The following is a 13929-nucleotide window of genomic DNA, read 5'->3' on the forward strand; positions in this document are numbered from 1 at the left end:
CAAACACTGCCATTGGCTGACAGTCGACTGCCATCTGCGCTGCCACTGTCATCGGCAACTGACAGCAACGGGCCGGTTTCCCTGGCCCACGCGTAGGAAATTGCCTGGCATGCATCTTGATAAATCTCCTGGCACTGCCTACGCCTGTACAAGGCCGGGCGGATAAATTGGAGAACGCGATGATCATCGGCAACAACCTGCACGTGGACGCCTTTTACGACAAGGCGACTTCGACCATCAGCTATCTGGTCATGGACCGTGAAACCCGCCAATGCGCATTGATCGACAGTGTGCTGGATTACGACCCCAAGTCCGGGTGCACCCGCACTGCCTCGGCGGACCGCCTGATCCAGCGCGTGACCGAGCTTGAAGCCAGCGTACAGTGGGTGCTGGAAACCCATGTGCATGCCGACCACCTTTCGGCGGCGGCCTATTTGAAGGAAAAGCTAGGTGGCCATACCGCCATCGGCGCGCACATCACCCAGGTACAGAAAGTGTTCGGCGCCCTGTTCAACGCCGAGCCTGGCTTCGCCCGCGATGGCAGCCAGTTCGATGTGCTGTTCGAGGATGAGGAAGGTTTCCGTATTGGCAACCTGCATGCCCGCGCGTTGCACACCCCCGGGCACACGCCTGCGTGCATGAGCTTCATGATCGAGGACGCCGGCGAGATCGCGGTGTTCGTCGGCGACACCTTGTTCATGCCCGACTACGGTACCGCTCGCTGTGACTTCCCGGGCGCCGATGCCCGCACCCTGTACCGTTCGATCCGTCGCCTGCTGGCCTTCCCCGATCAGACCCGGCTGTTCATGTGCCACGACTACCTGCCAGGTGGCCGTGACATGCAGTACGTCACCACCGTGGCCGAGCAGCGCGCCAACAATATTCATATCCACCAGGGCGTCGACGAGGACAGCTTCGTCGCCATGCGTGAAGCCCGTGACAAGACCCTCGACATGCCCGTACTGATCCTGCCTTCGGTGCAGGTGAACATGCGCAGCGGCCAGTTCCCCGCGCCGGAAGATAACGGTGTGAGCTACCTGAAGATTCCGCTGAACAAGCTGTGACCGCCCTGCCCCATAACCAGATTTACAGGATTTACCGCCATGCCTGCCTTGTTGTCCCCTGCCAATACCGACCACCACAAAGTGGTCATCGTCGGTGCCGGCGCCGCCGGAATCGCCACTGCTTCCAGCCTGATCAGCCGTGACCCGTCGCTGGATGTGACCTTGATCGACCCCGCCGAAGTGCATTACTACCAGCCCGGCTGGACCATGGTCGGTGCCGGTGTGTTCAAGGCGCCAAGCACTGCTCGCACCATGGCCTCGACCATTCCGCGCGGCGTGCGCTGGATAAAGGCACGCGTGCAGGGGTTCGACCCGTTGGGCCAACTGGTCCTGCTCGAAGGTGGCCGCGCCATCAGTTATGAACAGTTGGTGGTCTGCCCCGGCCTCAAGCTGGATTGGGCGGCCATTGATGGCCTCAGCGAGACCTTGGGTCGCAATGGCGTCACCTCCAACTACCGCTACGACCTGGCGCCCTACACCTGGGAACTTGTGCAGAAGCTCAAGCAAGGCCGAGCCCTGTTCTGCCAGCCGCCCATGCCGATCAAGTGCGCAGGCGCGCCGCAGAAGGCGCTGTACCTGTCTTGCGACCACTGGCTGCGGCACGGTCATCTGGGGGCTGTGAAAGCCAGCTTCTTCAATGCCGGCGCGGTGTTGTTCGGAGTGGCGGACTACGTGCCCGCACTGATGAAGTACATCGACAAGTACGCCGTGGACCTGCATTTTTCCCACCGCCTGGTCGCCGTGGACGGCCCGAACAAGCGCGCCACCTTCGTGTGCACCTTGGCCGATGGCAGCAGCGAAACCCGTGTCGAGGCCTTCGACATGCTGCACGTGGTACCACCGCAGGTGGCACCGGACTTCATTCGTGAAAGCCCGTTGGCCGACAGCGCCGGCTGGGTCGATGTCGACCCGCACACCCTGCGCCATCGCAAATACACCAACGTGCATGCCCTGGGTGACGTAGCCAATACCAGCAATGCCAAGACCGCCGCCGCTGCACGCAAGCAAGCTCCGGTCGTGGCCAACAACGTGCTGGTGGCCCTGGGCAGATTGCCTACCCTGGCCCAGTACGATGGTTATGGCTCATGCCCGCTCACCGTCGAGCGCGGCAAGATCGTCCTGGCCGAGTTCACCTATGGCGGCAAGCTGGCTCCAAGCTTCCCCAACTGGCTGCTGGATGGCCGCAAACCGACACGTCTGGCTTGGTTGCTCAAGGCACAGGTGCTGCCACCCTTGTACTGGAAAGGCATGCTCAAGGGCCGCGAGTGGCTGGCACGGCCACAGCCGTTGGTAGCCGAGGGTCGGCAGTGATCGAACATCAAATACTGGGAGCGGGGCTGGGCGCGATCATCGGTGCCGTGCTGGCGTTGACCGGTGCCGGCGGTGGCATTCTCGCAGTGCCTTTGCTGGTGTTCGGCCTGGGTTTGTCGATGGTCGAGGCTGCACCGGTCGGCCTGCTGGCTGTCGGCATGGCGGCAGCGGTGGGTGCTGTGCTGGGCTTGCGTCAGGGCCTGGTGCGCTACCGGGCGGCATTGTTCATCGCATTGATCGGTGTGGCAGCGGCCCCGTTCGGGCTGATGCTGGCCCACCGTTTGCCGAATACGCCACTGCAGTTGGTGTTCGCCGGGCTGTTGGTATACGCCTGCCTGCGCATCTGGCGCAAGGCGGCCAAGGAACTGCGCGGCGAAGCCAATGACGCCCATCGCTACATCGAACCCTGCGTGCTGAACCCGTTGCAGGGCCGTTTGCGCTGGACCCTGCCCTGCGCGCGCGCCCTGGCCTTCACCGGCGCACTGTCCGGGCTGCTGTCCGGCCTGCTCGGCGTGGGCGGTGGCTTTGTCATCATCCCGGCCCTGAACCGCTACACCAACCTGCGGATGGCCAGCATCGTCTCCACTTCGCTGGCGGTGATCGCGCTGGTGTCCACCGGCAGTGTGGTCAGCGCCAGCCTGGCAGGGGTCATGCACTGGCAGGTTGGCGCCCCGTTCGCCGTCGGTGCGGTGCTCGGCCTGCTGCTGGCGCGGCCATTGGCGGCCAGGCTGGCCGGGCCGCGCTTGCAGCAGATGTTTGCCGTGGCCGGTTGGGCTGCGGCTCTGCTGCTGGCCGGCAAGGCGCTACTGGGCTAGCAGCTCGCTCTGTTCTGCCGCGCACAGCGCCAGCAGGTAGTCCCACACTACCCGCAGGCGCACCGACTTGTGCAGTTCGCGGCGGGTGCAGATCCAGTAGCTGCGCTGGATGGTTTCGCCAGGCAGCACGCGCACCAGCGTCGGGTCGTGGCGCGCCATGTAGTTGGGCAGTACGGCGATGCCCAGCCCGGCGCGGGCGGCGGTTTGCTGGGCGATTACGCTGGTGCTGCGAAACACCACGTTGGGGGCGCGACAGAAGCTGTTGAGAAACAGCAGTTCCTGGCTGAACAACAAGTCGTCCACGTAGCCGATCCAGCTGTGCCGGGCCAGGTCCTCGCGGTTGCGCAGCGGAGGGGCACGATCCAGGTAGGCTTGGCTGGCGTACAAGGCCAGGCGATAGTCGGTGAGCTTGCGGGTGATCAGCAGGTCTGCGTTGGGCCGTTCCAGGTGGATGCTGATTTCCGCCTCGCGATTGAGGATGCTGACGAAGCGCGGCACCGCCACCAGCTCCACCTCCAGGCCGGGGTAGCGGTCGAACAGCGCATTCATGCGCGGGGTGAAGAACATGATGCCGATGCCTTCGGTCACACCCAGGCGAATCTTGCCGAGCGGTGTGATGGCCTGGGTGATTTCTTCCTGCGCCAGCAGGGCGACGTTCTCCATGGCTTCGGCATGCTTGAGCAGGGCCTGGCCCGAGGGGGTCAGTTCATAGCCCTGGGCATGCTGCACGAACAGCGCGGTACCCAGGCTTTGCTCGATGCTCTCGATGTGCCGGGCCACGGTGCTGTGGGTAGTGTTGAGGCGCTTGGCGGCGGTAAGCAGACGGCCGCTGCGCTGCAACTCGAGGAAAAACCGCAGATCGTTCCAGTCGAACATGCTGATCCTTGTGGCTGTTCGTCCGGCCTCTTCGCGGGTAAACCCGCTCCCACAGGGATCGCGCAGGCTTCAGAAGCAGCGCCGAACCTGTGGGAGCGGGTTTACCCGCGAAGAGGCCGGTACAGACTTACCACTGTGCTAAAACGCACAGCGGCTGCGCGAAATCTCGTGTTTCCTCCACGAAATTACTCACTAAGATGGATCGGGACAAGAATAATAATCAGGCCCGAGGTTGCACATGCCATCAGCCGATTCTGTCTTCGACTACCTGGTCGTAGGGGCCGGTCCCGCCGGTTGCCTGTTGGCCAATCGTTTGTCCGCCGACCCTTCCTGCCGCGTGCTGCTGCTGGAGGCGGGTGGCCGCGACAACTATCCCTGGATCCACATCCCCGTTGGTTACCTCTATTGCATCGGCAACCCGCGCACCGACTGGTGCTTCAAGACCGAGGCGCAGCCTGGCCTGGGCGGTCGTGCGCTGGGCTATCCACGCGGCAAGGTGCTGGGTGGCTGCTCCTCGATCAACGGCATGATCTACATGCGCGGCCAGGCCGCCGACTACGACCGCTGGGCCGAGCAAGGCAACGACGGTTGGGCCTGGAAGGACGTACTGCCGCTGTTCAAGGCCAGCGAAAGCCACTTTGCCGGCGCCAGCGAGCACCACGGTGGTGATGGCGAATGGCGGGTCGAGCGCCAGCGCTACAGCTGGCCGATCCTCGATGCCTTCCGCGATGCCGCCGAGCAGAGCGGCATCAGCAAGGTCGACGACTTTAATACTGGCGACAATCAGGGCTGTGGATACTTTCAGGTGAACCAGCGCAGCGGTGTACGCTGGAACGCGTCCAAGGCTTTCCTGCGGCCGATCAAGGACCGCCCCAACCTCACCGTGCTGACCAGCGTTCAGGTTGACCAGGTGCTGCTCAACAACACCCGCGCACGGGCGGTGAAGGCGTTCTGGCAGGGTGCCTGGCACGAGTTTGCGGCACGTCGCGAGATCATCCTCTGTGCGGGCGCGGTGGGCTCTCCTGGTATCCTGCAGCGCTCCGGCATCGGCCCACGACAGCTACTGGAAAGCCTGGGCATTGGCGTACGTCACGACATGCCCGGTGTTGGCGGCAACCTGCAGGATCACCTGCAACTGCGCCTGGTCTATCAGATTCGCAATACCCGCACCCTCAACCAGATGGCCAACAGCCTGTGGGGCAAGATGGGCATGGGCCTGCGCTACCTCTATGACCGCAGTGGCCCGCTGGCCATGGCGCCGAGCCAGCTGGGGGCATTCGTGCGTTCAAGCCCTGAGCAGGCCACCGCCAACCTGCAGTACCACGTGCAGCCGCTGTCACTTGAGCGCTTCGGCGAGCCACTGCACACGTTCCCGGCCTTTACCGCTTCGGTGTGCAATCTGCGCCCGGCCAGCCGCGGGCGTATCGATATCCGCAGCAGCGACATGAACAGCACGCCGCTGATCGACCCCAACTACCTCAGTGACCCCCAAGACCTGCGCGTTGCCGCCGATTCCATTCGCCTAACCCGGCGTATCGTCCAGGCCCCTGCCCTCGCCGTGTTCGACCCGAAGGAATACCTGCCGGGCCCAGCCCTGCAAACTGAAGAGGAGCTGTTCGAAGCTGCCGGCAAGATCGGCACCACCATCTTCCACCCGGTCGGCACCTGCCGCATGGGCAATGGCGAACTGGACGTTGTGGATAACCAGTTGCGCGTGCACGGCATCCCCGGTCTGCGCGTGGCAGACGCCTCGATCATGCCGCAGATCACCTCCGGCAATACCTGTTCACCCACCCTGATGATCGCCGAGAAGGCGGCGCAACTGATCCTCAAAGGAGCTGCCACCCAGACCTATCTGAACGAAGACGCGATACCGACGCCCTGACCACGGGTGCGTGCAGTACCGGCAGCTGGCGGTCAGAAGCTGCCGACAGTGGAACAACAAGAATAATCACTGTGGCCTGCGGGCCGAGGACAGCAACGATGTCGGATTACATCCAAGAGCAGGGTGCGGCGGCCAGCAGCTCCAGCCGTCGTGAAGAACGCAAGATCATTTTCGCGTCATCCCTCGGGACAGTTTTCGAGTGGTATGACTTTTTTCTCTATGGTGCGCTGGCAGCGGTCATCAGCAAGCAGTTCTTTGCTGGCGTGAACGACACCACCGCCTTCATCTTCGCCCTCATGGCCTTTGCTGCCGGCTTCCTGGTGCGGCCGTTCGGTGCGCTGGTGTTCGGCCGCCTGGGCGACATGATCGGGCGCAAGTACACCTTCCTGGTGACCATCGTGCTGATGGGCCTGTCCACCTTCGCGGTGGGGTTGTTGCCCACCTACGCCAGCATCGGCATCGCGGCGCCGATCATCCTGGTAGTCCTGCGCATGCTGCAGGGGCTGGCGCTGGGTGGTGAATACGGCGGTGCGGCCACCTACGTGGCCGAGCATGCGCCGCCCGGCAAGCGCGGTTTCCACACCGGTTTCATCCAGTCCACCGCCACCCTTGGCCTGTTGTTGTCGCTGCTGGTGGTGCTGGGCAGCCGCTATGTCAGTGGCGACCAGTTCGAAACCTGGGGCTGGCGCCTGCCGTTCCTGCTGTCGATCGTGCTGCTGGCGATTTCCACCTGGATCCGCATGAGCATGCACGAGTCGCCGGCGTTCGTGAAAATGAAGGCCCAGGGCAAGGTCAGCAAGTCGCCAATCCGTGAGTCGTTCACCTCCTGGCCGAACCTGAAGGTGGTGCTCACCGCCCTGTTCAGCATCAACGCAGGGCAGGCCGTAACCTTCTACACGGCGCAATTCTACGTGCTGTTCTTCATGACCCAGATGCTGAAGATGGACCCGGCCCAAGCCAACACCCTGCTGATCATCAGCGTGGTCATTGGTGCGCCGTTCTTCGTGTTCTTCGGCTGGTTGTCCGACCGTATTGGCCGCAAACCGATCCTGATGCTCGGCCTGCTGCTGGCCACGGTGCTGTACTTCCCGTTGTTCAAGGCGCTGAGCCACTACGCCAACCCTCAGATCGACGCGGCCAGCCGCCAGGCGCCGATCGTGGTCACCGCCGACCCACAAGGTTGCACCTTCCAGTTCGACCCGGTGGGCAAGGCGCGTTTCGACAGCCCGTGCGACAAGGTCAAGACATTCCTGGTCAAGCAGGGCCTGCCGTACAGCTCGGTGGATGTGGCGGGCAGCGATGTGGTGGTCAACATCGGTGACAAGACCATCAATGGCTTCGACGAAGCGGCCATGCGTGCGGCGGTGGAACAGGCTGGCTACCCGGCCAAGGCTGACCCAGGGCAGGTCAACCAGGTGATGGTGGTGGTGCTTATCGTGGCGATGATCCTGATCGCGACCATGACCTATGGCCCGCTGGCGGCGGTGATGGTCGAGCTGTTCCCGACTCGTATCCGCTACACCTCGATGTCGCTGCCTTACCACATTGGCAACGGCTGGTTTGGTGGCTTCCTGCCAACGGTGTCGTTCGCACTGGTGGTGTATACCGGGGATATCTTCTATGGGCTGTGGTACCCGGTGCTGGTAACCGGGGTCAGCCTGGTGGTGGGGATTTTCTGCCTGAAAGAAACCAAGGATGTGGATATCGACAAGATCTGACGGTTGGCTGTAGGAGCGGCCTTGTGTCGCGAAAGGGCCGCGAAGCGGCCCTGGGGTTTCAGCAGTGATGCACAAATTGCCGGGGCTGCTTCGCAGCCCTATCGCGACACAAGGCCGCTCCTACACAGATCACCCACACCTGCATGAACCCATAAAAAAACCGGCTGTAAAAGCCGGTTTTCTTATGCCCCAAAAAAACTTATGCACGATTTTCAGAAAAATGTCATACACAGAAATAAACAGCTAATTCAAAGACTTAGCGTCGATTCAGAGCATTTCATCCAGAAATTGCACACAAGTTATCCACAGAAGGTCAGGCCATCTGCTCCTGGGGCTTCTCCTCTGCTGGTGGCAGCGAACCCATGGCGCGCTGGGTCGCTTCGTTCCACGCTGCGGCGCGGTCATTGAGCTCGGCGATGGCCCGTGGCCCGGTGCCGTTGGCATACATCGGTTCGCCAATCACCACCTCGATGGTGCCAGCGCGTTTGCCCCAGCCGTTCTTCGGCCAGAACTTGCCGGCGTTGTGGGCAATCGGCAACACCGGCAGCCCGGCATTCACCGCCAGCGCGGTGCCGCCGCGGGAGAACTTGCCCATTGTGCCGAATGGCACCCGGGTGCCTTCCGGGAAGATCAGCACCCAGGTTTTCTGCTTGAGCAACTCGTCGCCCTTGCTGGCTACCTGGCGCAGGGCTTCCTTGGGGTTGTCGCGGTTGATCGCGATCGGCCGCAGCATGGCCATGGCCCAACCGAAGAACGGCACGTACAGCAACTCGCGCTTGAGCACCTGGCTCAGCGGCGAGAAGTACTGGGAAAGGAAGAAGGTTTCCCAGGTGCTCTGGTGATTGGACAGAATCACGCAAGGCTCATCAGGCACGTTCTCGGCACCAGTGACCTTGTAGTCGATACCCAGGATGGTGCGCACCAGGAACAACGCGCAACGGCACCAGTACACGTTGATGAACTTGTAGCGCTTGGGGAAAGACAGGAACGGCGCGACGAAGAAGCTCAGCGAGCACCACAGCAGAGAACTGGTGCCCAGCAGCAGGTAAAAAAGAAAGATTCTGATCGCCTGCAGGATCGACATAGTGGCTTGTACCATTGCGGGGCATGCCCGCCTGAGAAAAATGCGCCCGAAGGCGCACTGTTTAAATTAGTTCTCTGGCGATAGCTGCCAGATCGTCGAAAATCAGTGTAGTTTCCGGGACGCCTTTTTCCAGGGTCCGCTCGCCCTTGCCGGTTTTCACCAGCACGGGTTGTGCACCGACGGCCAGGGCGGCCTCCAGGTCACCTTTGCTGTCGCCAACGAACCAGACGCCTTCCAGGCCGACCTGGTAATGCTCGGCGATCGCCCGCAGCATGCCAGGCTTGGGCTTGCGGCAATCGCAGCCTTCGTCCGGCCCGTGCGGGCAATACACGATGTAACCCACCTCGCCACCCTGCTCGGCCACCAGAGCGCGCAGGCGCGCGTGCATGGTCTCAAGGGTTGCCAGCGCATAGTAGCCACGGGCAATGCCGGACTGGTTGGTGGCTACCGCCACCGTCCAGCCTGCTTTGCTCAACTGCGCGATCGCTTCGACCGAGCCAGGGATCGGCACCCACTCGTCCAGCGTCTTTATGTAGGCGTCGGAGTCATGGTTGATGACTCCGTCACGGTCGAGAATCAGCAGTTTCAAGGCTTACCCCAGCAGCGAAATGTCGGCCACGCCCAGGAACAGGCCGCGCAGGCGGCTGAGCAGGGCATAACGGTTGGCGCGTACCTTGGCATCCTCGGCGTTGACCATCACCGCCTCGAAGAAGGCGTCGACCGGGTCACGCAGGGCCGCCAGGCGGGCCAGCGATTCGCTGTACTGGCGTGCAGCAGCCATCGGTTGCACAGCCTGGTCGGCCTGCTGGATGGCCGAGTACAGGGAGAACTCGTTGGCGTTGTCGAAGTATTTCGGCTCGACGTGGTCGGCGATGGCGCCTTCGGCCTTGCTCAGCAGGTTCGACACACGCTTGTTCACCGCGGCCAGGGCCTCGGCTTCCGGCAGCTTGCGGAAGGCTTGTACAGCCTGCACGCGCTGGTCGAAGTCCAGCGCAGAACCTGGCTGCAGGGCACGTACCGACAGGTAGGTGGCCACGTCGATGCCTTCATCTTCGTAACGCGCACGCAGGCGGTCGAAGATGAACTCCAGCACCTGTTCGGCCAGGCCTACGGCCTTGACCTTGGTGCCGAACTGCTTGACCGCGAACTCGACCGCGCCGGTCAGGTCCAGGTCCAGTTGCTTCTCGATCAGGATGCGCAGCACGCCCAGGGCGGCACGGCGCAGGGCGTACGGGTCCTTGCTGCCGGTAGGCAGCATGCCGATGCCGAAGATGCCGACCAGGGTGTCGAGCTTGTCGGCGATGGCCACGGCAGCACCGGTGAGGGTCTGCGGCAGCTCGGCACCAGCACCGCGCGGCATGTACTGCTCGTTCAGGGCCAGGGCTACGTCTTCCGGCTCACCGTCGTTGAGCGCGTAGTAGTAACCGGCAACACCCTGCATTTCAGGGAATTCGCCGACCATCTCGGTGGCCAGGTCGCACTTCGACAGCAGGCCAGCACGGCCGGCACGCTGGGCGTCGCCGCCGATCAGCGGGGCGATGAAGGCGGCCAGCCTGGAAACGCGCTCGGCCTTGTCGTACACAGTACCCAGCTGAGCCTGGAACACCACGTTCTTCAGGCGCTCGTTGAAGGTTTCCAGCGGCTGCTTCTTGTCCTGCTTGAAGAAGAACTCGGCGTCGGTCAGGCGTGGGCGCACGACCTTCTCGTTGCCTTGCACGATCTGCTTGGGGTCGCGGCTCTCGACGTTGGCCACGGTGATGAAGCGCGGCAGCAGTTTGCCTTCGCTGTCCAGCAAGCAGAAGTACTTCTGGTTGTCCTGCATGGTGGTGATCAGGGCTTCCTGCGGCACTTCGAGGAAACGCTCCTCGAACGAACACACCAGCGGCACCGGCCACTCGACCAGAGCGGTCACTTCGTCCAGCAGTGCCGGCGGCACGATGGCGCTGCCTTCCTGCTGCATGGCCAGTTCGGCGGTACGCTTGCTGATCAGCTCGCGGCGCTCGGCGAAGTCGGCCAGCACGTAGGCTTTGCGCAGGTCTTCGACGTAGTTGGCCGGGGTGGTGATGACCACGTTTTCCGGGTGATGGAAGCGGTGGCCGCGAGATTCACGGCCGGCCTTCTGCGACAGGATGGTGCAGTCGACCACCTGGTCGCCCAGCAGCATCACCAGCCATTGCGTCGGGCGCACGAACTCTTCACGGCTGGCCGCCCAGCGCATGCGCTTGGGGATCGGCAGATCGTTGAGCGAATCTTCGACGATCGTCGGCAGCAGGCCGATAGTGGCCTTGCCCGGAATGTGCTGGGAGAAGCGCAGCTTGGCGCCGGTCTGGTCGATTTCCGACAGATCCACACCGCATTTCTTGGCAAAGCCCAAGGCAGCCTGGGTCGGCTCGCCGTCTTTGAAAGCAGCCTGCAGGGGTGGGCCGTCGATATTGATGCTGCGGTCAGGCTGCTGCACATCCAGCTGGCGGATCAGCACGGCCAGGCGACGCGGCGCGGCGTAAACCTGCTTGCCGGTGTAGTTCAGGCCAGCGGCCTGCAGGCCTTTCTCGATACCGGCCAGGAAGGCTTCGCCGAGGCTGGCGAGGGCCTTCGGTGGCAGCTCTTCGGTGCCCAGTTCTACCAGGAAATCTTGAGCACTCATTGTGCAGCCTCCAGCTTAGCCAACACTTCGTCACGCAGTTCTGGGGTGGCCATCGGGAAGCCCAGGCGTGCGCGGGCTTGCAGATAGCTTTGCGCCACGTCCCGGGCCAGGGTACGTACACGCAGGATATAGCGCTGGCGCTCGGTTACCGAGATGGCGCGGCGGGCGTCCAGCAGGTTGAAGGTGTGCGAGGCCTTCAGGACCATTTCATAGGTCGGCAGCGGCAGCTCAAGCTTGATCAGGCGGTTGGCTTCGCTTTCGTAGAAGTCGAACAGCTCGAACAATTTCTCGACGTTGGCGTGCTCGAAATTGTAGGTCGACTGCTCCACCTCGTTCTGGTGGAACACGTCACCGTAGGTGACCTTGCCGAACGGGCCGTCGGCCCACACCAGGTCGTACACCGAGTCGACGCCCTGGATATACATGGCCAGGCGCTCAAGGCCGTAGGTAATTTCACCGGTGACCGGGTAGCACTCGATGCCGCCTACCTGCTGGAAGTAGGTGAATTGGGTGACTTCCATGCCGTTGAGCCAGATTTCCCAGCCCAAGCCCCAGGCGCCGAGGGTCGGCGATTCCCAGTTGTCTTCGACGAAGCGAATGTCGTGGACCAGCGGGTCCAGGCCGATGGCTTTCAGCGAGCCGAGGTACAGCTCCTGGAAGTTGGCCGGGTTGGGCTTCAGTACCACCTGGAACTGATAGTAGTGCTGCAGACGGTTGGGGTTTTCGCCATACCGCCCGTCGGCAGGGCGACGGCTAGGCTGCACATAGGCGGCGTTCCAGGTTTCTGGACCCACGGCGCGCAGGAATGTAGCGGTGTGGAAAGTGCCGGCGCCTACTTCCATATCGTAGGGCTGAAGCACCACACAACCTTGAGCTGCCCAGTAGTTCTGCAGGGCGAGGATCAGGTCTTGGAAGGTACGCACGGCTGGCGTAGGCTGGCTCACGAAATTCACCTGTATCTGGGGATGCGGATGTAAAGAGCGGGAGTATAACCTGATTCGCCTCGCCCTCTACTCATTGGAGCCTTATGCCACGCTGCTTTTGGTGTACCGACGATCCGTTGTACCAGGCCTACCATGACCAGGAATGGGGAACGCCCCAGCGTGACCCGGCGTTGCTGTTCGAGATGCTTTTGCTCGAAGGGTTCCAGGCGGGGCTTTCGTGGATCACCGTTTTGCGCAAACGCGAGCGTTATCGCGAGGTGCTGCACGGCTTCGATCCGGTGAAACTCGCCGGCATGAGCGACGAACGCATAGAGGAGCTGATGCAGGATGCCGGCATCATCCGCAACCGCCTCAAGCTCAAGGCTGCCAGGCGCAATGCACAGGCCTGGCTGGCTGTGGATAACCCCGCCGACTGGCTGTGGTCGTTCGTTGGTGGTGCGCCGAAGATCAACCACTTCACGGGCCGCAGCGAGGTACCTGCGGTTACCGATGAAGCCAAAGCAATGAGCAAGGCCCTGCAGAAAGCCGGCTTCACGTTCGTTGGCCCGACCATCTGCTACGCCTTCATGCAGGCCACCGGCATGGTCATGGACCACACCACCGATTGCGATCGCTACGCCGCCTTGTTGCGCTGAGGGGTTACAATGCGCGCCTTGCTGAAATAAGGAATTCGCCTGTGGAAAAGTTCAAGGGCGCCCTGATGGTCGGGGTGCTGCGTCTGTTTGCCAAGCTGCCCTGGGGCGCTGTGCAGCGCGTCGGTGCCGGTATCGGCTGGCTGATGTGGAAGGTGCCTAACGGTTCGCGCAATGTCGTGCGCATCAACCTGGCAAAGTGCTTCCCCGAGATGAACCCGGCCGAGCGCGAGCAGCTGGTGGGCCGCGCGTTGAAGGATATCGGTAAATCCTTCGTCGAAAGTGCCTGTGCCTGGATCTGGCCGCCGCAGCGCTCGCTGGAGCTGGTCAAGGAAGTACACGGCCTGGAAGTGCTGGAGCAGGCCTTGGCCTCTGGCAAGGGCGTGGTTGGCATCACCAGCCACCTGGGCAACTGGGAAGTGCTGAACCACTTCTATTGCAACCAGTGCAAACCGATCATCTTCTACCGCCCGCCGAAGCTCAAGGCGGTGGATGACCTGCTGCGCGAGCAGCGGGTGCAGATGGGTAACCGCGTGGCGCCTTCGACCAAGGAAGGCATCCTCAGCGTGATCAAGGAAGTGCGCCGTGGTGGCCAGGTGGGTATTCCTGCCGACCCGGAGCCGGCGGAGTCGGCGGGGGTATTCGTGCCGTTCCTGGGGACCCAGGCGCTGACCAGCAAGTTCGTGCCGAACATGCTGGCCGGGGGCAAGGCGGTGGGAGTGTTCCTGCATGCCCTGCGGCTCCCGGATGGCTCGGGCTTCAAGGTGTTCCTGGAGGCGGCGCCGGAAGAGATGTACAGCACCGACGTGACCGTGTCGGCAGCGGCGATGAGCAAGGTGGTCGAGCGCTATGTGCGCGAGTACCCGAGCCAGTACATGTGGAGCATGAAGCGCTTCAAGAAGCGCCCTGCTGGCGAAGCGCGCTGGTACTGAGTTATCCACTGCTCTTCCAGTAGG

At 62.6% G+C, this 13929-nt stretch carries 12 protein-coding genes; 7 read left to right on the forward strand and 5 right to left on the reverse strand.

The features are described from left to right. Positions 1 to 179: 179 nt before the first annotated feature. From RIN61_RS11835 to RIN61_RS11845, 3 genes are read left to right on the forward strand one after another with little or no spacing between them, the layout of a single operon-like run. On the forward strand, positions 180 to 1064 hold the full coding sequence (locus RIN61_RS11835) for an MBL fold metallo-hydrolase (RefSeq protein ID WP_313857290.1): 885 nt from the start codon (positions 180 to 182) through the stop codon (positions 1062 to 1064). Between the two features lie 39 nt (positions 1065 to 1103). Continuing rightward, positions 1104 to 2375: an NAD(P)/FAD-dependent oxidoreductase gene (locus RIN61_RS11840; RefSeq protein WP_207876978.1), complete on the forward strand. Its 1272-nt coding sequence runs from the start codon at positions 1104 to 1106 to the stop codon at positions 2373 to 2375. Then, complete coding sequence (locus RIN61_RS11845) at positions 2372 to 3190, forward strand: sulfite exporter TauE/SafE family protein (RefSeq protein ID WP_112251670.1); 819 nt, start codon at positions 2372 to 2374, stop codon at positions 3188 to 3190. The genes RIN61_RS11840 and RIN61_RS11845 overlap by 4 nt, the downstream gene beginning before the upstream one ends. Here RIN61_RS11845 and RIN61_RS11850 read toward each other — a convergent pair. Then, on the reverse strand, positions 3179 to 4066 hold the full coding sequence (locus RIN61_RS11850) for a LysR family transcriptional regulator (RefSeq protein WP_133969799.1): 888 nt from the start codon (positions 4064 to 4066) through the stop codon (positions 3179 to 3181). The genes RIN61_RS11845 and RIN61_RS11850 overlap by 12 nt on opposite strands. A 238-nt stretch (positions 4067 to 4304) precedes the next feature. Here RIN61_RS11850 and RIN61_RS11855 point away from each other — a divergent pair, with 238 nt between their 5' ends. Continuing rightward, positions 4305 to 5951: a GMC family oxidoreductase gene (locus RIN61_RS11855; RefSeq protein ID WP_112251672.1), complete on the forward strand. Its 1647-nt coding sequence runs from the start codon at positions 4305 to 4307 to the stop codon at positions 5949 to 5951. A 98-nt stretch (positions 5952 to 6049) separates the two neighbouring features. Beyond that, positions 6050 to 7669, forward strand: coding sequence for an MFS transporter (locus tag RIN61_RS11860; RefSeq protein WP_112251673.1), 1620 nt, complete (start codon positions 6050 to 6052; stop codon positions 7667 to 7669). Between the two features lie 313 nt (positions 7670 to 7982). Here RIN61_RS11860 and RIN61_RS11865 read toward each other — a convergent pair whose 3' ends face one another. The 4 genes from RIN61_RS11865 to glyQ are packed head-to-tail and all read right to left on the reverse strand — an operon-like array spanning position 7983 to position 12341. Continuing rightward, the gene (locus RIN61_RS11865) at positions 7983 to 8768 is read right to left on the reverse strand and encodes a lysophospholipid acyltransferase family protein (protein ID WP_112251674.1); all 786 of its coding nucleotides are present in this window, start codon (positions 8766 to 8768) and stop codon (positions 7983 to 7985) included. A 46-nt stretch (positions 8769 to 8814) separates the two neighbouring features. Continuing rightward, the gene (gene gmhB / locus RIN61_RS11870; protein WP_112251675.1) at positions 8815 to 9342 is read right to left on the reverse strand and encodes a D-glycero-beta-D-manno-heptose 1,7-bisphosphate 7-phosphatase; all 528 of its coding nucleotides are present in this window, start codon (positions 9340 to 9342) and stop codon (positions 8815 to 8817) included. Positions 9343 to 9345: 3 nt separating this feature from the next. After that, positions 9346 to 11397, reverse strand: a complete 2052-nt coding sequence (gene glyS / locus RIN61_RS11875; RefSeq protein ID WP_133969803.1) for a glycine--tRNA ligase subunit beta — start codon at positions 11395 to 11397, stop codon at positions 9346 to 9348. Further along, positions 11394 to 12341 carry a glycine--tRNA ligase subunit alpha gene (glyQ, locus tag RIN61_RS11880; protein WP_027592054.1) on the reverse strand — a complete coding sequence of 316 codons (948 nt, stop codon included), beginning with the start codon at positions 12339 to 12341 and terminating at the stop codon, positions 11394 to 11396. The genes glyS and glyQ overlap by 4 nt, the downstream gene beginning before the upstream one ends. An 83-nt stretch (positions 12342 to 12424) precedes the next feature. Here glyQ and RIN61_RS11885 point away from each other — a divergent pair, with 83 nt between their 5' ends. Together RIN61_RS11885 and RIN61_RS11890 are read left to right on the forward strand one after the other, a co-directional pair. Continuing rightward, positions 12425 to 12976 carry a DNA-3-methyladenine glycosylase I gene (locus RIN61_RS11885; RefSeq protein WP_112251677.1) on the forward strand — a complete coding sequence of 184 codons (552 nt, stop codon included), beginning with the start codon at positions 12425 to 12427 and terminating at the stop codon, positions 12974 to 12976. A gap of 41 nt (positions 12977 to 13017) precedes the next feature. Next, complete coding sequence (locus tag RIN61_RS11890) at positions 13018 to 13905, forward strand: lysophospholipid acyltransferase (RefSeq protein WP_313857301.1); 888 nt, start codon at positions 13018 to 13020, stop codon at positions 13903 to 13905. Positions 13906 to 13929: the final 24 nt, after the last annotated feature.

Origin of the sequence: Pseudomonas inefficax (assembly GCF_032164165.1) — a bacterium.
Taxonomy (GTDB): Bacteria; Pseudomonadota; Gammaproteobacteria; order Pseudomonadales; family Pseudomonadaceae; genus Aquipseudomonas; species Aquipseudomonas inefficax.